At 70.5% G+C, this 23539-nt stretch carries 19 protein-coding genes; 8 read left to right on the forward strand and 11 right to left on the reverse strand.

From position 1 onward, the window contains the following. The first annotated feature begins 8 nt into the window (after positions 1 to 8). Genes G7071_RS12185 through G7071_RS12195 form a run of 3 tightly spaced genes read left to right on the forward strand, consistent with a single transcriptional unit; the run spans position 9 to position 4414 of the window. A complete protein-coding gene (locus G7071_RS12185; protein WP_166319137.1) occupies positions 9 to 2978 on the forward strand; it encodes a bifunctional [glutamine synthetase] adenylyltransferase/[glutamine synthetase]-adenylyl-L-tyrosine phosphorylase in 2970 nt (989 codons plus the stop codon). A gap of 60 nt (positions 2979 to 3038) precedes the next feature. Beyond that, positions 3039 to 3680, forward strand: coding sequence for a SatD family protein (locus G7071_RS12190; protein ID WP_166319140.1), 642 nt, complete (start codon positions 3039 to 3041; stop codon positions 3678 to 3680). Further along, the gene (locus tag G7071_RS12195; RefSeq protein WP_166319143.1) at positions 3677 to 4414 is read left to right on the forward strand and encodes a hypothetical protein; all 738 of its coding nucleotides are present in this window, start codon (positions 3677 to 3679) and stop codon (positions 4412 to 4414) included. Before G7071_RS12190 ends, G7071_RS12195 begins: the two co-directional genes overlap by 4 nt. Positions 4415 to 4469: 55 nt before the next feature. On the opposite strand, the gene G7071_RS12200 is transcribed toward G7071_RS12195, so the two are convergent. From G7071_RS12200 to G7071_RS12215, 4 genes are all read right to left on the reverse strand, one after another. Next, on the reverse strand, positions 4470 to 6491 hold the full coding sequence (locus tag G7071_RS12200) for a PhoX family protein (RefSeq protein WP_166319146.1): 2022 nt from the start codon (positions 6489 to 6491) through the stop codon (positions 4470 to 4472). Between the two features lie 170 nt (positions 6492 to 6661). Next, on the reverse strand, positions 6662 to 6940 hold the full coding sequence (locus G7071_RS12205) for an HU family DNA-binding protein (RefSeq protein WP_166319149.1): 279 nt from the start codon (positions 6938 to 6940) through the stop codon (positions 6662 to 6664). A 62-nt stretch (positions 6941 to 7002) separates the two neighbouring features. After that, complete coding sequence (locus tag G7071_RS12210; RefSeq protein ID WP_166319152.1) at positions 7003 to 7500, reverse strand: O-acetyl-ADP-ribose deacetylase; 498 nt, start codon at positions 7498 to 7500, stop codon at positions 7003 to 7005. Beyond that, positions 7497 to 8288, reverse strand: a complete 792-nt coding sequence (locus tag G7071_RS12215) for a ceramidase domain-containing protein (RefSeq protein ID WP_166319155.1) — start codon at positions 8286 to 8288, stop codon at positions 7497 to 7499. Before G7071_RS12215 ends, G7071_RS12210 begins: the two co-directional genes overlap by 4 nt. 27 nt (positions 8289 to 8315) lie before the next feature. Between G7071_RS12215 and ctlX the strand changes: the two genes are divergently transcribed. Continuing rightward, positions 8316 to 9347, forward strand: a complete 1032-nt coding sequence (gene ctlX, locus G7071_RS12220) for a citrulline utilization hydrolase CtlX (RefSeq protein ID WP_246209984.1) — start codon at positions 8316 to 8318, stop codon at positions 9345 to 9347. 86 nt (positions 9348 to 9433) lie between these two features. On the opposite strand, the gene G7071_RS12225 is transcribed toward ctlX, so the two are convergent. The 6 genes from G7071_RS12225 to G7071_RS12250 all read right to left on the reverse strand — a co-directional run bounded on the left by G7071_RS12225 (position 9434) and on the right by G7071_RS12250 (position 15446). Continuing rightward, entirely contained in the window at positions 9434 to 10363 is a 930-nt protein-coding gene (locus tag G7071_RS12225) for an alpha/beta hydrolase (RefSeq protein ID WP_206062783.1), read from the reverse strand. Further along, a complete protein-coding gene (locus G7071_RS12230) occupies positions 10360 to 10998 on the reverse strand; it encodes a TetR/AcrR family transcriptional regulator (protein WP_166319161.1) in 639 nt (212 codons plus the stop codon). Before G7071_RS12230 ends, G7071_RS12225 begins: the two co-directional genes overlap by 4 nt. After that, positions 10995 to 12359: a flavin-containing monooxygenase gene (locus G7071_RS12235; protein WP_166319164.1), complete on the reverse strand. Its 1365-nt coding sequence runs from the start codon at positions 12357 to 12359 to the stop codon at positions 10995 to 10997. The genes G7071_RS12230 and G7071_RS12235 overlap by 4 nt, the downstream gene beginning before the upstream one ends. Positions 12360 to 12523: 164 nt before the next feature. Next, the gene (locus tag G7071_RS12240; protein WP_166319167.1) at positions 12524 to 13015 is read right to left on the reverse strand and encodes a BBE domain-containing protein; all 492 of its coding nucleotides are present in this window, start codon (positions 13013 to 13015) and stop codon (positions 12524 to 12526) included. Continuing rightward, positions 12931 to 13959, reverse strand: coding sequence for an FAD-binding oxidoreductase (locus tag G7071_RS12245; RefSeq protein ID WP_166319170.1), 1029 nt, complete (start codon positions 13957 to 13959; stop codon positions 12931 to 12933). The genes G7071_RS12240 and G7071_RS12245 overlap by 85 nt, the downstream gene beginning before the upstream one ends. A gap of 140 nt (positions 13960 to 14099) precedes the next feature. Further along, positions 14100 to 15446, reverse strand: coding sequence for an FAD-dependent oxidoreductase (locus G7071_RS12250; RefSeq protein ID WP_166319173.1), 1347 nt, complete (start codon positions 15444 to 15446; stop codon positions 14100 to 14102). Positions 15447 to 15522: 76 nt separating this feature from the next. On the opposite strand from G7071_RS12250, the gene G7071_RS12255 reads away from it, so the two are divergent. From G7071_RS12255 to G7071_RS12265, 3 genes are all read left to right on the forward strand, one after another. After that, positions 15523 to 16449 carry a LysR family transcriptional regulator gene (locus G7071_RS12255; protein WP_206062784.1) on the forward strand — a complete coding sequence of 309 codons (927 nt, stop codon included), beginning with the start codon at positions 15523 to 15525 and terminating at the stop codon, positions 16447 to 16449. Positions 16450 to 16583: 134 nt separating this feature from the next. Next, complete coding sequence (locus G7071_RS12260; protein WP_166319179.1) at positions 16584 to 18755, forward strand: alpha/beta fold hydrolase; 2172 nt, start codon at positions 16584 to 16586, stop codon at positions 18753 to 18755. Positions 18756 to 18834: 79 nt separating this feature from the next. After that, positions 18835 to 19464, forward strand: a complete 630-nt coding sequence (locus G7071_RS12265; RefSeq protein ID WP_166319182.1) for a DUF6198 family protein — start codon at positions 18835 to 18837, stop codon at positions 19462 to 19464. On the opposite strand, the gene G7071_RS12270 is transcribed toward G7071_RS12265, so the two are convergent. Further along, positions 19430 to 20452, reverse strand: coding sequence for a 5'-3' exonuclease (locus G7071_RS12270; protein WP_246209985.1), 1023 nt, complete (start codon positions 20450 to 20452; stop codon positions 19430 to 19432). The two genes, G7071_RS12265 and G7071_RS12270, sit on opposite strands and share 35 nt — an antisense overlap. Before the next feature lie 99 nt (positions 20453 to 20551). On the opposite strand from G7071_RS12270, the gene G7071_RS12275 reads away from it, so the two are divergent. Next, positions 20552 to 23521, forward strand: coding sequence for a hybrid sensor histidine kinase/response regulator (locus tag G7071_RS12275; protein ID WP_166319185.1), 2970 nt, complete (start codon positions 20552 to 20554; stop codon positions 23519 to 23521). The last annotated feature ends 18 nt before the right edge of the window (positions 23522 to 23539 follow it).

The raw sequence follows: 23539 nt of genomic DNA on the forward strand, positions 1-23539 counted from the left end.
GGACCCCCATGGCCCGCACCGCCGGTTCCCTCGTCCGGCTCGGCTTCCTCGACGCCGCGGCAGCCCGCTCGGCGATCGACGACCTGGGCGAACATGGTCCGGCACTCGTCCAGTCGCTCGCGTCCTCGGCCGACCCGGATGCGGCGCTGGCGGGACTCGTGCGCCTCGCCAGCGCCGTCGACGACCGCGAGGACCTCCTGCGCACCCTCGCCGACGACGAGGACTCTGCGGAGCGTCTGAGCGCCGTGCTGGGAGCGAGCGAGGCGCTGTCGGTCCACCTCGGCCGACACCCGGAGCACTGGCGCGACCTGACCGACGCGACGCTGGCCACCACCCGGCCCCCGGCCTTCGTCGTCCGCGAGGAGATGCTCGCCTGCGTGGGCGCCGACCCCGAGGCCGCCGTCCCGACCTCGACGATGCCCGACGCGGCAGCGGTCAACGCGCTGCGCGTGACCTATCGCAGGCTGTTGCTGCGACTGGCGGCTCGCGACCTGGCGCACCGCGTGGGTGTCGACGACGTCGCCGCCGAGCTCTCCGACCTGGCCGCGGCAACCCTGGAGGCCGGGCTGGCCGTGGCCCGCAGCAGGGTCGGTGAGAGCGCAGGAGCGGCCCGGCTGTCGGTGATCGCGATGGGCAAGTGCGGCGGCCACGAGCTCAACTACGTCTCCGACGTCGACGTCATCTTCGTCTACGCACCGGTCGACGGAGCCGACGACAACGCCGCCCTGCGAGCGGCCACCCAGGTCGCCTCGCAGCTGATCCAGGTGTGCTCGGAGGACACGGCCGAGGGCACCATCTGGCCGGTCGATGCCAACCTTCGCCCCGAGGGCTCGGCCGGACCGCTCGTCCGCACCCTCGCCAGCCACGCCGGCTACTACGAGAAGTGGGCCAAGACCTGGGAGTTCCAGGCGCTGCTCAAGGCACGCCCGGTCGCGGGCGACGCCGAGCTGGGGCGCGACTACCTCGAGCTGATCGAGCCGATGGTCTGGCGCGCGGCCGAGCGGGAGGGGTTCGTCCACGACGTGCAGGCGATGCGTCGCCGCGTCCTGGACCACATCCCCGCACACCAGGCGGAACGCCAGCTCAAGCTGGGGTCGGGCGGGCTGCGCGACGTCGAGTTCGCCGTCCAGCTCCTGCAGCTGGTCCATGGCCGAGCAGACCCCTCCATCCGGTCTGGGGCGACGCTGAGTGCGCTGGCCGAGCTGACCAGGGGCGGCTACGTCGGTCGAGAGGACGGGGAGGCGCTGCACGACGCCTACGCCTTCCTGCGCACGCTCGAGCACCGCATCCAGCTGCACCGTCTGCGACGGACCCACGTCGTGCCCGAGGACGAGGCCTCGCTGCGTCGCCTCGGACGCTCCCTGGGATTCTTCTCCGAGCCGGTCGCCGAGCTCGACAAGCAGTGGCGCCACCACCGGCGCGAGGTCCGCCGGCTGCACGAGAAGCTCTTCTACCGTCCACTGCTGACGGCGGTCGCCAAGCTCGCGGGCGGTGACGCGCGTCTCTCCCTCGACGCGGCGGAGGCCCGGCTCGCGGCGCTGGGCTACGACGACCCCAAGGGCGCGTTGCGCCACCTGGAGGCGTTGACGAGCGGGGTCTCGCGCACCTCCGACATCCAGCGCACGTTGCTCCCGGTCATGCTCGAGTGGTTCGCCGATGCGCCAGACCCGGATGCGGGCCTCTTCGGGTTCCGGCGCCTCAGCGAGAGCCTGGGCACCACTCCCTGGTATCTCAAGACGCTGCGCGACGAGGGGGAGGTGGCCCAGCGCCTGGCGTTCCTCCTGGGCACCTCCCGCTATGCCACCGACCTGCTCGAGCGGGAGCCGCAGGGCGTGCGGATGCTCGGTGAGGACCTGACCCCGCCGTCGGCCGAGGCGATCACCGCCGAGATGCAGTCGGTGGCCTCCCGGCAGACCGACCCGGAGGAGGCGGCGCGAGCCGTGCGCGCCGTACGCCGCCGTGAGCTCCTGCGCATCGCTTCGGGCGAGCTCGTCGCCGGCACCGACGTCGCGCTCGTCGGTCACGGCCTCTCCCGCCTGACCGACGCCACGCTCGAGGCGACCCTGGGCATCGCGATGGAGTCGGTGCGCGCCACCCGGGGCCTCGACCAGGTCCCGGCCCGGATGGCGGTCATCGCGATGGGCCGGTATGGCGGGTTCGAGCTGTCCTACGGCAGCGACGCCGACGTGATGTTCGTCCAGGAGCCGCTCGACGACGTGGAGCCGCAGGTCGCCGCCTCCTTCTCCCAGGCGGTGGTGGGGGAGCTGCGTCGGCTCCTGTCGATGCCCGCGACGGACCCGCCCCTCGAGGTGGATGCGGGCCTTCGCCCTGAGGGCGCGCAGGGCCCGCTGGTGCGCACCCTGGCCTCCTTCGAGGCCTACTACGCGAAGTGGTCGCACGTGTGGGAGTTCCAGGCGCTGCTGCGCGCCGATGCGGTCGTGGGCGACGAGGGACTGCGGGAGCGGTTCACCGCGCTGATCGACCCGCTCCGCTTTCCCGAGGGCGGCATCAGCTCCGACGACATCGTCGAGGTGCGCCGCATCAAGGCTCGCGTCGACGACGAGCGGCTGCCGCGCGGAGCCGATCGCAACACCCACCTCAAGCTGGGGCGCGGTGGCCTCGCCGACGTCGAGTGGACCGTCCAGCTCCTCCAGATGCGCCACGCAGGGGCGTTCCCGGGGCTGCGGACGACCCAGACCCTGGTCGCCCTGGAGGCGGCGCTCGCTGCCGACCTCGTCTCGGAGTCCGACGCAGCCGAGCTCGCGGACGCCTGGCGGCTGGTCAGCCGCATGCGCAACGCCGTGACCCTCGTGCGTGGCAAGCCCTCCGACCAGGTGCCGCGCGACGCCACCGAGCGGGCTGCCGTTGCGCGGGTGCTGGGTCATGCGGCCGGCGAGTCGGACCGGATGGTCAACGACTATCTACGCACCACCCGGCGTGCCCATGCGGTGGTGGAGAAGATCTTCTGGGAGGGATGAAGCGTATTGCTTCATTCGTCCCAAATGAAGAGTTATGCTTCTTCTTCGGGAGGTGAAGGCATGTCATCGATCGCTCTCATCGGCGACCTCGTGGGCTCACGACACAGCGGCGACCGGCGCGCCCTGCACCGCGTGCTGCAGCAGGCGCTGGACGACGTGAACACCGCACTCGAGCCCAGCACGCCCCTGCGCATCACCCTCGGCGACGAGCACCAGGGTGTCTTCGACTCGCTGGGCGATGCGATCACCGCCTCGCTGCTGGTGCGGCTCTCCCTGCTGCCCGAGCACGACATCCGCCACGGAATCGGGCGAGGGTCGGTCGAGGTGCTGACCGAGGACCCGCGCGTCGAGGACGGCCCGGGGTGGTGGGCTGCTCGTGCAGCGATCGAGGCGGTGTCGGCCGCCGAGGGCAGGGCTGCGCAGCGATCCCAGCGCACGGCATACGTCGCCGCCGACCCCAGCGAGGTCGGCAGGGCGGGCGAGGTCGCGGCCGTGAATGCCGGGCTCCTGCTGCGGGACCAGCTCGTCACCGGCCTGTCGCCGCGCTCGCTGTCGGTGCTGCGTGGTCTGCTGGCGGGACAGACGCAGCGCGACCTCGCCGACCGGCTCGACATCAGCCCCTCCGCGGTCTCCCAGCGGGTGCGCGCCGACGGACTGGGGGCGATCGTCGCCGCACACGAACTGATGGGAGGTCTGCCGTGAGCTGGTTGGCGGTGCTCCTCATCGGCGTGGCTCTCACCGACCTCACCCACTCGGCTCGGCCGGTCCGCCTCCTGCCCGAGCTCGTCGGCGCCACGGGCGCGGTCGTCGTGGGCCTGCTGGCCGGGCTCACCGCCCCGGCCGACCTCGTCGCGTTGGCGTTGATCGCGCTCGCGGTGCTCGGCTGGGGCCGGACGGTGACCAGTGGCTTCGCGGGCCGGCTCGCCCCCTGGGTGCCGCTCACCCTGCTCGGCGCCTCGGTCGCGGTGGTGGTGCTGGTGGCCGGGCAGGCGAGCCCGGCCGACGGCCCGCTCGCGAGGTGGCTGGACGCCACGCCCGTGCCGGTGCTGGCCGACCTCGACGCCACTCGCGCGCTGATGCTGGTGGGAGCCTTCGGCATCCAGCTGAGCAGCGGCAACGTCATCGTGCGCCTCGTGCTGGCCGCCACCGGCACGGTCAACCCGACTCATCGCGGCCAGGCCGACGACCCGGCGACCAAGATCAAGGGCGGTCGGCTGCTCGGACCGATGGAGCGCGTCTTCATCCTGGCCCTGGCGCTGGCCGGAGAGGTCACCGCAGCGGGCATCGTGGTCGCCGCCAAGGGCCTCCTGCGCTTTCCCGAGCTGTCATCGCGTCGCGACCAGGAGCACGTCCACCTGCTGACCGAATACTTCCTCGTCGGCAGCTTCGTCTCCTGGCTGGTCGCGCTCGGGTCGCTGGTGCTGCTGCAGACGTGACGACGGGCCCCGGACGCGTGGTCGGGGGCCCCGTCGGGTCGGGAGTCGCCCCACGTCAGCGGCGCGTCACCTGGACCACGCTGGGACGGGGACCGGCGAACTCGCCCGGGCGCGCCGTGCGGGTGGAGGGCACGAAGTCGGGGAAGCGCGAGCGCTGGGCTTCCCACGAGCCGTCCTCACCCGGGTGCTGCACGGCGACGAAGACCGACCCGTCCCGGTCGTGGATGACCGGGCCGCAGGTCTCGCCATCGATCGGCACGGCCAGGAACTGCTGCACTCGACCGCGCTCCGGCCCCGTCACGGGCACCTTGAACAGTGCGTCGTTGAGGCCGATGGTGCCCGGCTGGCCGTCGGTGGAGACCCACAGGTTGCCGACGGAGTCGAAGGCGACGTTGTCGGGGCAGGAGATGGGGGAGACCGGCCCGGTCCAGCCACCGAAGTAGGTGCCGGCCGTGGCGGCGTCGCCACAGATGAGGATCAGGTTCCAGGCGAAGGTGGCCGCCGTGTGGTCGCCGCCGGTCGGCATCATCTCGACGACGTGACCGTTCTTGTTGGCGTTGCGCGGGTTGGGCTCGGTCGCGCCCTCCTTGCCGACCTTCCCGCGGTCGGTGTTGTTGGTGCAGGCGACATAGACGTGTCCGTTGACGAAGTTGGGCTCGACGTCCTCGGGGCGGTCCATCTTGGTGGGCTGCACCGCATCGGCTGCGAGCCGCGTGAAGACGAGCACCTCCTCGGTGCTGAAGCCGGGGACGACCGACCGGCCGTCGACCGTCAGCGGGATCCACTCGCCAGAGCCGTCGCTGACGCCGTCCTCGGAGCCGTCGCCGGCGAAGCGGGCCACCGAGAGGTCGCCGCTGGAGAGGAGCGTGAGGTTGTGCTCGCGGTCCTTCTTCTTGCCGCCTGCGCGGAAGGTGTCGCGGGAGACGAAGCGATAGACGTAGTCGAAGCGCTCGTCGTCGCCCATGTAGGCCACGACGTGGCCGTCGCCGTTGACGATGACGTGGGCGCCCTCGTGCTTGAAGCGGCCCATCGCCGTGTGCTTGACCGGCGTGGACCTGGGGTCCTCGGGGTCGATCTCGACGATCCAGCCGAAGCGGTTGGGCTCGTTGGGGTTGGCGACGGCGTCGAAGCGGCTGTCCTGGCTGCGCCAGTTGCGGGAGTCGCCAGAGGCCGCAAGTCCGTAGCGCTTCTCGCGGGCGCTGGTCCCGGCGGCACGGAAGTACTGGTTGAAGTTCTCCTCGCCGGAGAGCACGGTGCCCCACGGCGTCGTGCCGCCGGCGCAGTTGTTGAGCGTTCCCAGCACGCGGCGCCCCGTCGGGTCGGCGGCGGTCCTGAGCAGGTCGGAGCCGGCGGCCGGGCCGTCGACGGTGAAGGGGGTTGTGGCCGTGATACGGCGGTTGAGGTGTCCGTTGGGCACGTAGGTCCAGGTCGAGCCGGCGGACTTGCGCCGCAGCTCCACCACGCTCATCCCATGAGCTGCCCATGCCGTGCGGATGCGCTCGGCGGCGTCCATCTCGGGCGGGAACATGATGGTCTCGTTGGTGTATTCGTGGTTGGCCACCAGCAGCGCCCTGGCGCCCCTGCGGTCGGTGACGATGATGTCGAGGTAGTCGCAGTTGTAGCCGAACTGCTGCGACTGGGCGACCGCGCTCTGGTTGTCGGCGTCGAACACGGGAGCACCGTCGAAGATCGGGTCGCCCCACCGGATGATCGTGTCCCAGCGATAGCCGGCAGGGACGGTGATCGCGTCGACGCTGTTGGGCACCGGCGCGATCGGGGTGAAGGGGAGCTGGCCGCTGCCGGCGCCCGGCCTGACCCCGCCCGGTCCACTGCGGAAGAGCGCCGCGGCCGGCTGGCTGGAGAGGGCCACGCCGGCGGTGCTGACGGCGGCGGCGCCCAGGATGCTGCGACGCGACAGCGCGGTGGCGGCGACGTCGCGGAAGTAGGAGGTCTGCGTGGTGTTCGGCGCCTCCCCGAAGCAGGCGTCGCCACAGCGAAGGTGACAGGTGACGGGGCTTCGGTTGCCGTGGGCCAGGTCTGCCATCGGCAGGGAGCGGCGCTGGGGGGTGAGGGTCATGGGGGCTCCGGGGGTCTCGGATCGGCTGATGCTGCGACCCAACCGGGACAGGCCGACCTGCGTGTGACCGGGACGTGAACGAGGCTCGAATGCCTGCGGCCCAATGGCAGACGGCGCGACCCCGAGGGGGTCGCGCCGTCCGTGGTGGTGCGGTGGACCTGGGTGGTTCGTCAGGCCTTGTTGACGGCCGACTTGAAAGCGGCTCCGGCCTTGAAGGCGGGGGCGGTGCTCGCGGCGATCTCCATCGATTCGCCGGTCTGCGGGTTGCGGCCGGTGCGCGCGTTGCGCTGGCGCGCCTCGAACGTTCCGAAGCCGGGAAGCGTGACCTTGTCGCCACCGGCGACGGCGCTCGTGATGGACGAGATGACGGCCTCGATGGCCTTGTCCGCCTGGGCGTTGGACAGCTCGGCGTGCTGCGCGACGGCGTCGCGGAGTTCGGACTTGTTCACGTGTTCTCCTCACAGTTCGTGGTTGTTACCTACCCCAGCCAACACCACGGGGCCCGGTCTGCTCAATGCGACCCCTCCAGGGCGGCCTCCACGGACCTGCGCGTCGAGTCGCTGAAGGCCACGATCCGAGCCTCGGAGAGACCCGATGGCGTCGAGCGGAGAGTGGTCACGGCCGCCGCCACGGCGTCCTCCAGCGGCCACCCGTAGACGCCGGCGCTGACGAGGGGAAAGGCCACCGTCCTGGCACCGAGGGAGTCGGCGACCTCGACACAGCGCCGGTAGCAGGACACGAGGAGCGAACGGTCTCCCGGGTAGCGCGGGCCGACCGTGTGGATGACCCAGCGGGCAGGGAGGTCGCCGGCCGTCGTCCAGCCTGCGTCACCGGTCGCGAGTCCCTGCGGGAACTTCGCGATGCAGTCGTCGAGGATCTCCCGTCCACCGGCCCGGTGGATCGCGCCATCGACTCCGCCGCCACCGCGCATGCGGTTGTTGGCGGCGTTGACGATGGCGTCGACGTCCTGGGTGGTGATGTCGCCACGGATCACGGTCACTTCGGTCATGTCGGCTGCTCCGTCCGGAGAGGGGTTGATGAATAGAGGCGGTAGAGGAGATAGGCAGCCAGAGCGGACAGCAGGTGCCATACGGCATGACCCTGCAACCACGAGTGGGGGTCGCACCAGCCCCGCTGGGAGACGATCCAGATCGAGAGCGCGCCCAGCATCGTGGCCAGGGCAGCCAGGCCCCACCTGATGTCGCTGCGCGCCCCACCTCGTCGCCAGAGCAGGACCTCCAGCACCACGGCGGTGACCAGCAGTGTGCCGAACGCCAGGTTGCCGGCGTGCTGCACGACAGGCACCGGCCGTCCCCAGAGCCCGACGGCCTGGCAGGCAACGACGAGGGCGGCATACGCGGCGACGAACGCGGGGGTCCCTCGACGAGCCCACCTCATCCACGCGTATGCCGCTGCGAACCCGGCGACGAGATACATGCTCAGGAGGTCGAGGTGACCTCCCAGGCCCGACTGCGTCGCGTGCATCGCGGCAGACGCCGGACCGAGGAGCACGACGACGCAGGCATAGACGGTCCCCAGTCGACGGGTCATGACGCCTGGCCGGGACGTCGAGACGTGCACCGCGACGAAAAGACCGGCGACGACGAAGCCGGCGTTGGAGAGGGTGTTGGCGGGCTGCTTGAACAACCCGTCGCGGGCGGCCTCGCAGAAGTTCGCGCCCCGCCCCACGTCAGGGCCGAGCCAGTCGCCGGCGAGCGCCAGCACCAGCAGGCCGACCGCGCCGACAGCCACTGCGCTGGTGACGAGGACCGGCTGGACATGGCGCACGTCGGACATCTCACACCATGCTCTAGATTCCGTCATGTGAGCGCCCAAGCCCCGTCTGCCGTGATCCTGATACGTGCCACCAGCTTCGTCCCCAACCCCGCGACTGCGGCTGACAACGCCTTCCAGGCCGACGTGCCCGCCGACCAGTCCGACGAGGTGACCTCGGCGAAGGCCGTCGCCGAGATGGACGCCCTCGCGCAGGCCCTGCGCGACGCCGGTGTCAGGGTCCACGTGTTCGACGACGACGACCACACCCGTCCCGACAGCGTCTTCCCCAACAACTGGCTCTCCACCCACGCAGGCGGCTATGTCGCGGTCTATCCGATGTATGCCTCCAACCGGCGCCACGAGCGCCGGACCGACATCCTGGAGATGCTCAAGTCGGACTACCGGGTGCAGACGATCGTCGACTACTCGGGCCTCGAGCCCGACGGTGTCTTCCTCGAGGGAACGGGCGCGATGGTGCTCGATCACGTCTCCCGAGTGGCCTACATGGCCATCAGCTATCGCGCCGACTGCAACGTCCTGGAGCGCTTCTGCACCGACTTCAACTACGAGCCCATGGCCTTCGAGGCCGTCGACGGCGCGGGGGTGCCGGTCTACCACACCAACGTCATCGCGTGCGTCGGCACCGAGGTGGCCCTGATCGCGCTGGAGATGATCCCCGACGCCCAGCGACGAGCGCAGGTCCGTGAGCGGCTGTCGGTCAACGGTCGCTCCGTCGTCGAGCTGACCGAGCAGCAGGTCCGCGAGTTCGCCGGCAACGCCGTGGAGCTGTGTGGCCGTACGCCGCAGGGCAAGCGCCGCTACGTGATGGCGATGTCGGCCCGGGCCCACCGCAGCCTGCGGCCCGACCAGATCGCGGTGATCGAGGAGTCCTGCGAGATCGTCTCGGTGGACATCCCGACCGTCGAGCTGGCCGGTGGCTCGGTGCGATGCATGATCGCGGGCGTGCACCTCGACCACCGTCCCTCGGTCGAGCCCGAGCTCACCGAGGCCGTCGAGGCGATCAACGAGGACCACCCGGTGACGCCCGACGGTCGCTTCGTGGCCTTGGCGCACGGCTGACAACGGACGCCACCGTGGGCGGTGACGGTCAACCTTTGACCTGGGCCGCCCACACTTCTGTGCGCCGATCCTCGAGGTCGTTCCGCTCAGGCCATGTCGAGGAGTCGATCCTCGCTGCTGGCCAGCTGAGCAGTCAGGAAGCCGACCGCGTGCCGGACGGCCGGCTCGTGCCAGTCCTTGCCGGCGAACAGGTCGAAGTGGTCGCACGGGTAGTGCCGCACCAGCGCCCGCCCGGCGAATGCTGCCTTCGCGGCAGCGTGTGGCGGTGCGCTGCGGTCGAAGTCGGCGATCTGCACGAGCCACGGGACGGTGAGCTCCTTGGCGACCCTGGCCGGTGCACGCCCGCCGAGCTCCATCGTGACGTCGGCGGCGACCTCGTTGCGCCACGACGGGCCGGCGATGGCCAGGAAGTCCTCCAGCGCACCCGGCAGGGTCAAGGCCCCCACCTCACCCGGGCGCGCCACGACCGGGATCATCAGCGGTTCGCGTCCGGACCTGCGGCGGGCCGCACTGAGCAAGCCGCGTCCCGTGGACTTCACGAGCGTGCCGGGGGAGTGGTGCTGGACCGCCAGCCGGGCGGCGGCGAGCCCGTCGACGAGCGGGACCGCGGAGACCACGGCCACGACGTCCGTGCGCTGCGTGGCGACGGTGACCACGTGGCCGCCGCCCAGGGAGATGCCCCACAGGACGAGCCGCGCCGGGTCGACACCCGGCAGCGAAACTGCCGCGTCGGCGGCGGCATGGAGGTCGGCGACCTGCTGGTCGACCGAGACCACCTGTCGTGGCTGTCCCTGGCTGGTCCCGAACCCGCGGTAGTCGAAGGTGACCGCGGCGAGACCGGCCGCCGCGAACGCCTCGGCGAAGGCCGCGAGACCCGAGTCCTGGGTGCCGGCCAGGCCGTGGGCCAGCACCACCACGGGGCGTCCGGCCGCGCCGGCCAGGGCCTGGGACGTGGCGGGGAAGTGGGTGGCGGCGCACATGGTGCCGCCGGAGGTGAAGGTGAAGGTGCTGGTCACGAGGTGCTCCCTGGACGTTGATAGATGCTGCTCAGCCAGATGTGGGTGAGGACGTCGATGCGCTGCTCCCGCTCCGGCCCCACATCCAGCGCGTGGCGCTCGAGTGCGTGGTCGTTGAGGTCGAGAAGAACCGATGCGAGCGGCCCTGCCTCGGGGCCCGCCGGCGCGTTGCCGACGGCTCTTTCGCGAGTGATCATCTCGGCCACCATCGACGCGAACTCCGCGCGACCGGCCTCCCAGATGTCTCGCACCTGGGCGCTGGTGGCGCGGGCCTGCAGCAGCGCACGGTAGGTGTGGTGGGTCCGGTCGACGGCGTCGAACAGGGTGGTGATGACGTGCCGCAGGCGCTGCTCCGGCTCGCCCTCGGCCTTGACCAGCAGGTCGGTGGCCTCGGAGGTGTCGTCGTACAGGTCGCTCATCAGGGCCGTGACGGCGACGGCCTTGTTCTCGAAGTAGAAGTAGAAGGCCGAGCGCGTCACCCCGGCGCGGCTCGAGATGTCGGCGACCTTGACCTCGTCGAGCGACTGCTCCGCCAGGAGCTCCTCGAACGCGGTCAGCAGCGCCTGGCGACGCTGGTCCCCGCGGTTGGCTGTACGGCGATCGACCAGCCGCGCCCAGCTTCGCTCCTCGCTCACGTGGCCGACCCGACGCTGTGCAGGCTGTGCGGGCCGGGCGTGCTCTTCTCGCTCGCCCGGCGGACTCCTGCCGGGAGCTCCTTGACGCGCAGGTCGTGCTCGTAGAGGAAGTAGTCGAGCTGCTGGGTGTGGCGCGGCCGCTGCACCATGTGGGCGGTGTACTTCTGCTCGTCCGCGGAGATCACCTGCTCCATCTCGGCGGCGGTCGGCGGCTCGTAGCGACCGGCCAGCCAGGCGGCGACCAGGCGCGTCTGGCACTCCACGAACGGGAACAGGGTGGGCGTGGACTGGGCGAAGCCGACGAAGGCGAGGTCGTCGACGCCCGGCTTGAAGATCCGCTTGTAGAGACGGATGTGGTTCTCCGGCGCCGAGACGAAGTCGGGGTCGAAGAACGGGAAGGTGATGTTGTAGCCGGTGGCGTGCAGGACGACGTCGAACTCCTCGGCCGTCCTGTCCTCGAAGTGGACGGTGCGCCCGTCGAAGCGCTCGATGTCACCCTTGGCCCGCAGGTCGCCGGAGCCGAGGCGCAGCGGCAGCTCGACCGACTGGGTGGGGTGCGCCTCGAAGAACTTGTGGTTGGGGGTCGGCAGGCCGTAGTCCTCGGGCCGACCCGCCGTGAGGGGCTGGAAGACCTGCGCGAGCTTGCGCTGCCACGCGAACGGGATGTGCGGCGAGGTGCGGTAGTACTTGTCGGCCGGCTTCCCGGCGAGATACTTCGGCACGATCCAGGCGCCGGAACGGGTGGAGATGACCACCTCGTTCTCCAGGGTCTTGCTGGAGAGCTCCACGGCGATGTCGGCGGCGCTGTTGCCCAGCCCGATGATCAGGATGCGTCTCCCCGTCAGGTCGTGCGGCTCCCGCGGGTCGATGTAGGCGTGGGAGTGCATGGTGAGACCGGTGAACTCACCCGGCTTCTCGGCGAACCGTGGGTCCCAGTGGTGGCCGTTGGCGACGACCAGGACGTCGGCGCGCCGGGTCCCGGTGCGCTGGGTCGTGAGCTCCCACCCTCCGTCCGCGAGGCGGTCGGCGTGGACGATGCCGTTCTCGAACTCGATCGAGTCCTTGAGGTCGTACGCCGCGGCGTACTGCTCGAGGTAGTCCTTGATCTGGGTGTGGTGGGGGAAGTCGGGGAAGTCGGCCGGCATCGGGAAGTCCTTGAAGGACAGCTGGTGCTTGGAGGTGTCGATGTGCAGCGAGCGATAGGCGCTGCTGTGTCCGTTGGGGTTGCCGAAGGCCCAGTTGCCGCCGATCCGGTTCGACGCCTCGTAGACGACGTGGTCGATGCCGTAGTCGCCGAGCATCTTGGCCATCGTCAGGCCGCTGATCCCGGCGCCGATCACGGCGACCTGTGGACGGGACATGTGGATCCTCCTTGACAGGGTGGTGTGTCGGACGCCACATTGGCGCTCCAGTTGACGCGTGTCAAGAGTGACCGACGCGCGTCAGGGGCAGCCAGTGGAGGCGCCCGGCACAGCCCTTCGAGAAGGTCCTTGCGTATCGCCTGGCGACGGCGGCGTGGTCGCGGCTACGCCTTCGGCAGGATGTTGTTGTTCAGGCGGAAGAAGTTGTCCGGGTCGTAGTGGGCCTTGATCTCCTCGAGGCGCTGGAGGTTCGCCTTGTCGAAGGCACTCTCGACACCGGTGGTGACTGCTTCGTCGGAGACGCCGGAGAAGTTGAGGTAGAGCGAGCCGGTTCCGTGCTCGTGCACCCTGCCCCAGGCATCGCGCACCCAGGTGACGACCTTGTCGTCGTCCTTCTCGTCCTCCCAGTTGCCGTCCATCGACACCATCCACTTCGCCGAGCGCTCGCTGTAGGCGGTGTCCTCTGCCGCGATGCGGTTGATCGCTCCGCCCATGAGGAACGTGACGACGAACGTGCGCGCACTCGGCCGGTTGCGGGCCTTGTCCACGATGATCTCGATGGCTGAGTCGCTCAGCTCCTCGAGGTAGGTCGCCTTCCAGTAGCTGCGGAGCGTTCCGCGTCGGAAGAACTCGTCGAAGGCGCTCTGCACCCCCACGAAGGGCAGGGGGCCGGAGATGTCGACCAGCGGGCTGCCGATGTCGCGGAGCGGTTGGAGGATCCGCATGCCCCCTCCGGTTCGCCGGAGTACACCGCGGCCGTGAGGACGAACGGGGTGTCGTGGATCTCGGGTGGGGTGTGCTCGCTCGACGGCAACGTGGTGCAGCCGATCAGTGCCGAGATCTCGTCGGGCACTGTCTGGGCCCAGTCGCGGAACTGCCGATAGACGTTCTCCGCGTCCTCCACGGGGTGGAACACGCCGGCGAAGGCCACCGTCGGACCGACCGGGTGACACTGGAACGTGAACGAGGTGACCACTCCGAAGTTGCCACCACCGCCGCGGAGGGCCCAGAACAGGTCGGGATTCGAGTCGGCCGAGGCCGTCCGCACCTGACCATCGGCGCCCACCACCTGCGCGGACAACAGGTTGTCGACCGCCATGCCGTACTTGCGACGCAACCACCCCTCCCCACCGCCCAGCGTGAGCCCGGCGACACCGGTGTCTGAGACGATGCCGCTCGGTGCAACCAGCGCGAATGCCTGCGTCTCGTGGTCGAGGTCGCCGATGAGCGCACCCCCCTGGACCCGCACGGTCCTGGCCTCCGGGTCGACGTCGACGCCGTTCATCCGGGCGAGGTCGAGGAGCAGGCCGCCGTCGATGCTCGAGAGGCCGGCGATCGAGTGACCACCCCCGCGGACCGCCATCAGGAGCCTGTTGGTGCGGGCGAAGCTGACCGCGCCGACCACGTCCGCGGTGCCCGAGGGTCGGACGACCAGCGCCGGGTCGCCCGGATGCATCAGGTTGTAGGCCGGGCGGATTGAGGAGTATTCGGAGTCCTCCGGGGTGAACACGTCACCGCGGATCGTCATACGGAGTTCCTCGAGGCTCTCGTCGTCGATCTGCGCCTCGGGGCCGTCCAGCGTTGCCATCGTCACGGTCATCGCGCTGCCCCTTCTGCTCGTGGGGTGAAATTCACCCAACCCATGAGCGTAGACCGGGTGGCGGGGGCCCGGAATCACCCAATCTGGGTATCCACGAGCACCTGTCGGCGGGCCGACTGGCCGGTCCCACTATCTGACGTTCAGGCGCGCCCGACGCTCAGCATCTCCTCCCGGCTGGCGACCTTGATCCGCAGCCGTCCCTGAGCCTCGCCCAGTGCGATCTCGTGCTGGTCGACCCGCAGCCAGTGGTCGAGGTCGGCGACCGCGACGCCCCTGTCGAGGAGGAAGGCGTCCACGTCGGTGGTGCTGCGGGCCGTCGCCGTGGGGGTGGTCTCGGCGACGAGGTGCGCGACGGTCTCGGCGGCGTCGCTCTTGGTGTGGCCGATGAGACCCACCGGACCGCGCTTGATCCAGCCGGTGACATAGGTGGCGGGGAGCCGCCCGCCGTCCAGGTCGAGCACCCGCCCCCCGTCGTTGGGGATCACGGCGGCGCGGTCGTCGAAGGGCAGGTCGGCGATCGCCGAGCTGCGATAGCCGACGGCGCGATAGACGGCCTGGACGTCCCAGTTCGTCACCAGGCCGGTGCCCACGACGTTGCCGTCGCCGACCAGCCGGGTCCGCTCGGTGCGCAAGGTCTCGACCTTGCCGGGGCCGGCGATCTCCACCGGCTGCTCGAGGAAGTGGAGATGGATCCGGTGGGGCTTGCCCGTCGGCTCGCGACCGACCCAGTTGGCGAGGGTGTCGAGCACCATCTTGGCCTGCTTGTTGCGTCCGATGTGCTCCATGCTGGCGTCGTCGACCTCGAAGCCCTCGGGGTGCACGATGACGTCGACGTTGGGGGAGTGGGCCAGCTCGCGCAGCTCGAGCGGGGAGAACTTCGCATAGGCCGGACCTCGACGGGCGAAGACATGCACGTCGGTCGCGCGCTTGTCGCGCAGCGCCTCGTGGACGTGGGCGGGGATGTCGGTGGTGAGCATCTCGTCCCCGGTCTTGGCCAGCACCCGGGCGACGTCGAGGGCGACGTTGCCCGCGCCCAGGACGGCGACGTGCTGGGCGTCGAGCGGCCAGCTGGCGGGCGCGTCGGGGTGCGAGTCGTACCAGGAGACGAAGTCGGCGGCGCCGTACGACCCGGGGAGGTCCTCGCCGGGGATGCCGAGGTCGCGATCGGTGCGCGCACCCGTGGCCACCACGACGGCGTCATAGAACTCGCGCAGCTCCTCGAGCTTGAGGTCGGCGCCGAGGTCGACGTTGCCGAGCAGCCGGACGTCGGGGTGCGCCAGCACCCGCTGGAGCGCCTTGACGATCTCCTTGATGCGCGGGTGGTCGGGCGCGACGCCGTAGCGGACCAGGCCGAAGGGCGCCGGGAGGCGTTCGAGGATGTCGACGGAGACGTCGACCTCGGACTTGGTGAGCAGATCGGCGGCATAGATGCCGGCCGGTCCGCCGCCGACGATGGCAACACGCAGCGCCGAAGCAGTTGGGGTCATGTCGAGAAGTGTGTCGACCGGTGGCCTGCCACAGAACGAAGTTGTGGTTGTGATGTCACAAGATAACCTTGTGCCTGTGTTGGGACCTCATGTGCCGGAGCTGCGCGCCCTCGAGCTGCTCGTGGAGGTCGACCGGCTCGGAAGCCTCAGCGCCGGCGCCGAGTCGCTGGGGATCACCCAGCAGGCGGCGTCCTCGCGGGTCCGGACGATGGAGGCGCTCGTGGGGGTCCCGCTGCTGGTGCGATCGCGCCGCGGCTCGGCCCTGACCCCGACCGGGCAGCTGGTGGTGCAGTGGGCGGGACGAGTGCTCGAGGAGGCGGCACAGCTCGACGCAGGGATCGCTGCCCTGCGCTCCGATCGTCGCGGGCACCTGCGGATCGCAGCGAGCCTCACCATCGCCGAGCACCTGCTGCCGGGCTGGCTCGTCGCGGTGCGCGCGGACCAGGTCCGGGCCGGGCAGGCGCCGACGGAGTTCACGATGACGGCGACCAACAGCGAGCGGGTGGTCGAGCTCGTCGTCGGGGGTGAGGTCGAGCTGGGGTTCGTGGAGGGGCCGGACGCGCCGACGGGGTTGAGCCACCGGCTGGTGGGCACCGACGAGCTCGTCGTCGTCGTCGCGCCCGAGCACGCCTGGGCGCACCGCCCGCGCCGACGCGTCTCGGCCTCGAGCCTCGCGGCGACGCCGCTGGTGGTGCGCGAAGCAGGCTCCGGCACTCGAACCGTCCTCGAGCGAGCCCTGGACGGGCTCCCGGCAGCACCGCCGGCCCTGGAGCTGTCGAGCACCACGGCCGTGCGGGCGGCCGTGGTGGCGGGAGCCGGACCCGCCGTCCTGGGCGCCCACGCGGTGCGTGACGACCTGGCCACCGGTCGACTGGTGGCGGTCACGGTCACGGGTCTCGACCTCACGCGACGGCTCAATGTCGTCTGGCGCGACGGCCCACAGCCGCCAGCGGGACCCGCGCGCGCCCTGGTCGCACGTGCTGTCATAGCGCAAGTCTCCTGATGGTGGCACGTGATGTAGATCACTTGCTGTGGTCCTTCTCACCGCAAGTTACGCTCTCGTAGGTTGCTCTGCACTGCCGTGACGAGGGAAGAGGGAGTCCCTCGTCGCGGTGGCCTACCTGGGAGGAACCACATATGCGAATCACCCTGCGCGCCACCGCGCTCGGCACCCTGACGCTGACCTTCATGGGCTCGGCGATGGCGGTGCTCCAGTCCCCGGCCTCGGCCGCCACCCTCAGTGGAGAGGTCTGGGCCTCGGACCTGCCCTTCGTGTCGCAGACCAACGGCTGGGGTCCGGCCGAGCGGGACGAGTCGAACGGCGAGAAGGCGGCGGGCGACGGCCGCACCCTGTGGCTGGACGGCAAGAGCCACGACAAGGGCCTCGGAGTCCACGCCGACTCCGCCATCCGCTTCGACGTCGGCGGTGACTGCGAGTTCTTCCAGTCCGAGGTCGGCATCGACGACGAGGTCGGCAACAGCGGAAGCGTGGTCTTCTCGGTCGTCGCCGACGGCGTCCAGGTCGTGCAGACCCGGACGCTCACGGGATCGATGGACCCCGTGACGATCTATGCCGGCATCGACGGGGCGCAGACGGTCGACCTGCTCGTCTCGCAGGCCGAGGGGGGCGACATCGACGACCACGCCGACTGGGCAAGCGCGAAGTTCCGCTGCTCGGGCGACGGGACGGCGCCCGCCAGCACGCGCCCCGAGGCGCCCGCGACGTCGGTCTTCGCCAGCGACTGGCCCTTCCTGGGCACTCCGGCCAACGGGTGGGGTCCGGTGGAGCGCGACACGGCCAACGGCGAGCAGGCAGCCGGCGACGGTCCGCGCCTGAAGCTCAACGGCGTCAGCTACGACAAGGGCCTGGGTGTCCACGCAGGTTCGTTCGTCAGCTATCACCTGGGCGGTCAGTGCTCGAGCTTCACGGCCAGGGTCGGCGTGGACGACTCGAAGGGCGCGTTGGGGTCCGTACGGTTCCGGGTCTTCGCCGACGGCGTCGAGGTGGCCGACACCGGCAAGATGTTCAACAGCACTGCCACCAAGACGATCTCGGCGACGACGGCCGGGGCCCAGCGTCTCGACCTGCTCGTCGACAACGGCGGTGACGGCAGCAACAACGACCACGGTGACTGGGCCGACGCTCGCCTGGTGTGCGGCGACGGCGGGGTCGGTGACGCCTTCTACACCCCGCCTGCCTCCCTGCCTGCGGGGATGGGCAAGATCGTTCGTGCCGAGCCCTCGCAGTTCTGGGTCACCCCGCTCAAGGTGGTGCCGGTGGACGCGACGGTCACCCGACTGATGTACACCTCGAGTGACCGCAACGACGACCAGATCGCCGTCACCGGGCAGGTGGTCGTGCCCAACAAGTTGTGGTCGGGCGCCGGCCCGCGCCCCGTCGTCGCCTACGCCGTGGGCACCCAGGGCCTGGGCGACACGTGCGCACCCTCGCGGCTCTCCGACGGCGGCGGCCTGGAGTATGAGAACTTCTTCATCGCCGGGCTGCTGGCCAAGGGCTACTCCGTCGTGGCGACCGACTACCAGGGTCTGGGGACCCCCGGTCTGCACACGTTCATGAGCCGGGAGGTCCAGGCGCGCGCGGTGCTCGACTCGGTGCGCGCGGCCGCCAACGTCCAGGGCTCGGGGATCAGCGCCTCGACCCCGGTGGCGATGATGGGCTACTCGCAGGGCGGTGGGGCAGCGGCCGCTGCAGCCGAGCTCGCGCCGACCTACGCCCCGGAGCTCAACGTCGTCGGCGTCGCCGCCGGTGGTGTGCCCGGTGACCTGCTGGCCACCGCGGACCACCTCGACGGATCGATGGTGGTCGGCTTCATGGCCTACGCCGTCCTGGGTGTGGGTGAGGGCACCTATGGGATGGACCTCGACCCCTACCTCAATGCCAAGGGCCAGGAGCTCTTCGCCAAGGTCCGGGAGGAGTGCGTCATCGAGACCGTCCTCGGCCACGCGTTCACGCAGACGTCGACGCTCACGGTGGACGGTGTGTCGGTGCCGCAGATGCTGCGCCGGCCCGAGTTCGCCACCTTGTTGGAGGAGCAGCTGATCGGCAACGGCCGCAAGCCCTCGGTGCCGGCACTGGTCTACCACTCCACCACCGACGACGCGATCCCGTTCGGCGCAGGCCTCGGGACGGCGCAGCGTTGGTGCGAGCAGGGTGCCGCGGTCAGCTTCGTCAAGGGCTACGTGCCCGGACACGTCGGTGGGGCCTTCGGCTTCTATCCCGAGGCCCTGAAGTTCATCGAGGCGCGATTGGGTGGTGCGCCTGTCGCGACGAGCTGCTCGACGATCTGACGAGCCGCAGCGCCTGAGCGCCGGGCCGGCCACCGTGACGGTGGCCGGCCCGGCGTCTCGCTTTGGCATGCTGTGCGCCGTGCCCTACTCGCTGCGCCAGCTGCTGATGCTCTTCCTCGGTTGCCTGGTGCTCGGCACGGGGGTCGCGATGCTCCTGACCGCCGACCTGGGGTCGGACGGATATTCCACGCTCGTCAACGGCCTCGCGCTGGGCACGGGGATGGCGTTCTGGATCGCCAACCTGCTCGTCAGCGTCGCCTTCCTCCTGGTGGCCGCCGCCCGGCGCGTCTATCCCGGTGTCGGCACCGTGGTGCAGGTCGTCGTCGTCGGCGTGACCGTGTCGTTGCTCTTCGCGGTCCTCGAGACCCCCGACAGCTGGCCGGCACGGATTGCACTCCTCGTGGCGGCGTTCCCGGTCCTGGCCATCGGGATCGCGGTCTATCTCGGCAGCCACACCGGCGCCGGGCCCGCCGAGGCGGCCGCGCTGGCCTGGGACCCGCCCCTGCCCTTCCGCTGGAGCTACAGCGCGGTGCAGGGCGGGGGCGCACTCGTCGGCTGGTTGCTGGGGGCCACCGTCGGCGCCGGCACCCTGGCCGTGATCCTGCTCCTCGGCCCGTGCGTCGACCTGTTCGCCCGCCTGCTCCGCCTCGATGTCCACCAGCGACCCGACAGCGTCAGCGACCCGAGAGGGACGCCGGATCGCCGGTGAGGATGCGTATGGCGGCGTCGGTGGTCGCCTGCACGTCGAGGAACCCCACGACGCGGTTCACCCGGTCGATGTCGAGCGGGAGCAGCCCGGGGGTGCCGGGGACGTCGGGGGTCAGCCCGAGCTCCAGGTCGTCGCGCCCCGACATCATCTCGACGTTGAAGTCCCAGCGCTCGCGGGCCTCCGGCGTCGAGAGCCGGCGCACCACGGCTGCGCCCAGCCTGCGGGCGCCGGTCTCCTGGGCCCATGAGTCGAGCGCCCCGGCCAGCGAGCGTCCCTGGTTGTGCTCGATGTCGGCCCACGCGGCCTCCATGGTGCCGGCCACCTCGAGCAGCACGGCGGCCGACTTCTCGCCGATCCCGGTGACGCCGGGCAGGTTGTCGCTGGAGTCACCACGAAGCGCGGCGTAGGCCAGGTAGTTGTGCGCCGCGACGCCATACAACGCGCGTAGGCGCTTGGGGTTGAGCAGCGGAGACCCGTTGATGCCGCCGTCGATCAGCCGCAGCACCTGCGTGTGGTCGCTGATGTGGGCGAAGGCATCGCGGTCGGAGGTGATGATGACGCAGTTCCAGCCGTGGCGGACCGCCCACGCGGCACCCGATGCGTTGACGTCGTCGGCCTCGAGACCGGGCGGAGTGAGGGTGGCCAGGCCGAGTGCATCGAGGAGCGCACCCGCACGCTCGAGCTGGTCGACCAGCTGGGGGTGCTTCTCGGCCCGCCCGGCCTTGTAGTCGGGGTAGCGCTCGCGACGCATCGACGAGGTCCGGTCGTCGAGCCCGAAGATCACCGCGTCCGGGGCGAAGCCGTCGATCGACTCCAGGATCTGGCGCAGCATCCCGTGGAGCGCCCACGCCGGACGACCGGCGCGATCGCGCAGCTGGGTGTGCGCCCGCGCATGGTGGTTGCGGTGCAGCAGCGAGGGAGCGTCGACGACCAGCAGCAGTCTGCGCGGGGACTCGGTGAGGGGCTGGACCATGGGGATCGCGGTCATCGTATGACGTTGATGGCGCGTTCCTCGCTGGACCGCTGCGCGACGGGCTCCGGTGGCCTACCCTCGTGCGACATGTCCTGTTGACCGGGAAGTTGAGCCATGGACCGGCTGGAGAGTAGGCGTTGGTCGTTCCTGTGCCTCGCCGTGGGCGCGGCGGCGGTCCTGGTCTTCCTGACATCCCCCCAGGACAGCCCCGCGCAGCTGGGTGCCTGGTTCCTCCCCTGCACCCTGGCCGTCGTCGTGACTGCCGTCCGCTGGCGCCGGTCCTCGGGGCAGGCACGGATCCCGCTTCTCCTCCTCCTGGTGGCACAGACGAGCTATCTGGTCCTGCTGGCAGCGTGGTACCTGGGACCGGTCGTCCTCGGCTGGGAGCTGGACTTCCCCTCGCTGATCGACCTGGGGTTCTTCCTCGACTACGGCGTGTTCGTGGTCTTCCTGGTGAGCGTCCTCCATGCCGGTACGGTCGGCAGGGACGTCGAGGCGCGGGTGGCGGTGATCGATGCGCTCATCGTGACCACGGCGCTGTCGGCCGTCCTGTGGGTGTTCGTCGTGGTGCCGAGCCTGGAGGCGCGGGCACCCGGTCCCGCGACCGCCGTCGCCCTGCTCTATCCGGCCATCAACCTGGTGATGTGCGGCCTCGCAGCCCGGGTCGTCATCGACCGGATGGCGCGCTCGGGCCTCGCCGGGTTGCTCCTGCTCGGCTGGCTGGCACCACAGATCGCGGGCGACGTCGCCTATGGCGTCCAGAGCGCCGCGGGCACGTTCGACTACGGCACGCCCCTCTTCGTGACGTGGATGGTTGCCAACACCAGCCTGGCGGCGATGGTCGCCCACCCGTCGCTGCCGCGGCTGCTGGACGGGCGCGGTGCGGACGGAGGTCCACGTCTGCCGGCGGCGCCGGGGGACCAGGGCCTGGCCCGGCGAGGGCGACTCTTCGTCCTCTACCTGTCGGCTGTGGTGCCCCTGGTCATGGAGGGCTTCAGCGACCACAGCTCGGCGATCTTGTTGTTCATGGCAGCAGGCGGTTTCGCGCTCGTCATCCTGCGGCTGGCGCTCCTCGCGGGCGACCTTCGCGAGCAGAGGCGGCTCGCCGCGCAGCTCGAGCACACCGGGGCGCAGCTGCGTCAGGCCAACCTGGACCTCCGACGTGTCGGTGAAGCGCGCTCGGAGTTCCTGGCCACGATGAGCCACGAGATCCGGACCCCGATGAACGCGATCATCGGGATGTCAGGCATCGTCCTCGACTCCGACCTGACACCCCAGCAGACCGAGCAGCTGGAGATCGTTCGTGGCGCGGGTGAGAACCTGCTCGCGCTCGTGAACGACATCCTCGACTTCTCCAAGGTCGACGCCGGCAAGATCGAGCTCGAGACGAGCCCGTTCGAGCTCCTCGAGTGCATCGAGTCAGCTGTCGACCTGGTCGCTCCGCAGGCTTCTGCGAAGGGCCTGGAGCTCCTCTACGTCAACGACCACGACTGCCCGGCCGTCGTCCTGGGTGACCTCACCCGACTCCGGCAGGTCCTGGTCAACCTGCTCACGAACGCGGTGAAGTTCACCAGTCGCGGAGAGGTCTTGTTGTCGGTGTCGTGCGACGACGAGCCCGGAAGCCTCCGCTTCGAGGTGTGTGACACAGGGATCGGCATCTCGGCGGACAACGTGGACACGATCTTCGAGTCCTTCACCCAGGCAGACGCCTCGACGACCAGGGCCGTCGGCGGAACAGGCCTGGGCCTGACCATCAGCCGTCGCCTGGTGGAGGCGATGGGCGGCCGGATGTGGGTGGAGAGCCGGACCGGCGAGGGGTCGACCTTCTACTTCACCATCCAGCTCGAGGCGGCCGAGGGCCCCACGGGACTGGACGGTCTCCACAGGAGGGCCGAGCTGCTGTCCGGGATGCGGATCCTGGTGGTCGACGACAGCGACACCAACCGCCGGATCCTCCGACACCAGCTGGACCCGTGGGGGGTGGAGCTCGAGGACACGGGCGACCCGTTGACGGCGTTGCAGTGGGTCGGTGAGGGCCGGCACTACGCGGTGGCTGTCGTGGACCTGCACATGCCGGGGATGGGCGGTGCCGACCTGGCGCGGTCGTTGCGGGAGACCCCCCACGGTCGGGACCTGCCGCTCATCCTGCTGGCCTCGGTGAGCAGCAGTGCCCGGCGCACGGGCGACCTCGGACGCGCGGTCCACATCACCAAGCCGGTCAAGCCCTCGGTGTTGGCGAACGCGCTCGTGGAGGCGATCGACGGCACGCCGCCGCCTGCGGTGGCGGAGGTCGACGGGCTGGCGGTCCGCAACGGCTCGGGCAAGCTGAAGATCCTCGTGGCGGAGGACAACGTGATCAACCAGAAGGTCGCTCTGGGCATGCTGCAGCGCCTCGGCTATCGGCCGGACGTCGCCGCCAACGGCCTGGAGGTCCTCGACGCGATCCACCGCCAGCACTACGACGTCGTGCTGATGGACGTCCAGATGCCGGAGATGGACGGCCTGGAGGCCACCCGACAGATCCGTGGCCAGCTGCCGTCCGGCAGCCAGCCCCACATCGTGGCCCTGACGGCAAACGCGCTCGCCGAGGATCGCGACGTCTGCCTCGCGGCCGGCATGGACGACTACCTCAGCAAGCCGCTGCGTGCCACCCAGCTCGTCGCCGCACTCGCCAGCTGCCGGCCGGCCGCCCGCGACGCGGTCCGAGAGGCCGTGCCAGAGGTGCAGCCCGGCTCGGCGCTCGACGGGGCAGTGGTGGACGCTCTGCGTGCCGACCTCGACGACGACTACTTCTTCAACGAGGTCATCGACAGATACGTCGCCAACGCCGCGACCCGCACCGAGGAGATGCGGCGTGTCCATGCGACGGGCGACTGCAAGCAGCTCAAGGCGCTGGCCCACGGCATGAAGGGAACGGCGGCGAACTTCGGCGCCCACCGGCTCAGCGGCCTGGCCGCGGACCTCGAGGGTGCCGCCGAGGACTCGGACCCCGACCACATCGCCACGATCCTCGACGCACTGAGCGAGGAGAGGGTCCGGGTCGCGCAGGCCCTGGGCGACTACCAGGACAGGATCCGCTCCTGAGCGTGCCCTCGCGGCAGT

Source organism: Nocardioides piscis (assembly GCF_011300215.1).
GTDB lineage: Bacteria > Actinomycetota > Actinomycetes > Propionibacteriales > Nocardioidaceae > Nocardioides > Nocardioides piscis.

What these genes read in the sequence shown, in the direction of transcription:
- G7071_RS12185 (WP_166319137.1), top strand. Translation starts at nt 9, where the DNA reads ATGGCCCGCACCGCCGGTTCCCTCGTCCGGCTCGGCTTCCTCGACGCC.
- G7071_RS12190 (WP_166319140.1), top strand. Translation starts at nt 3,039, where the DNA reads ATGTCATCGATCGCTCTCATCGGCGACCTCGTGGGCTCACGACACAGC.
- G7071_RS12200 (WP_166319146.1), bottom strand. Translation starts at nt 6,491, where the DNA reads ATGACCCTCACCCCCCAGCGCCGCTCCCTGCCGATGGCAGACCTGGCC.
- G7071_RS12210 (WP_166319152.1), bottom strand. Translation starts at nt 7,500, where the DNA reads ATGACCGAAGTGACCGTGATCCGTGGCGACATCACCACCCAGGACGTC.
- G7071_RS12215 (WP_166319155.1), bottom strand. Translation starts at nt 8,288, where the DNA reads ATGTCCGACGTGCGCCATGTCCAGCCGGTCCTCGTCACCAGCGCAGTG.
- G7071_RS12235 (WP_166319164.1), bottom strand. Translation starts at nt 12,359, where the DNA reads ATGTCCCGTCCACAGGTCGCCGTGATCGGCGCCGGGATCAGCGGCCTG.
- G7071_RS12245 (WP_166319170.1), bottom strand. Translation starts at nt 13,959, where the DNA reads ATGACCGTGACGATGGCAACGCTGGACGGCCCCGAGGCGCAGATCGAC.
- G7071_RS12250 (WP_166319173.1), bottom strand. Translation starts at nt 15,446, where the DNA reads ATGACCCCAACTGCTTCGGCGCTGCGTGTTGCCATCGTCGGCGGCGGA.
- G7071_RS12260 (WP_166319179.1), top strand. Translation starts at nt 16,584, where the DNA reads ATGCGAATCACCCTGCGCGCCACCGCGCTCGGCACCCTGACGCTGACC.
- G7071_RS12270 (WP_246209985.1), bottom strand. Translation starts at nt 20,452, where the DNA reads ATGACCGCGATCCCCATGGTCCAGCCCCTCACCGAGTCCCCGCGCAGA.
- G7071_RS12275 (WP_166319185.1), top strand. Translation starts at nt 20,552, where the DNA reads ATGGACCGGCTGGAGAGTAGGCGTTGGTCGTTCCTGTGCCTCGCCGTG.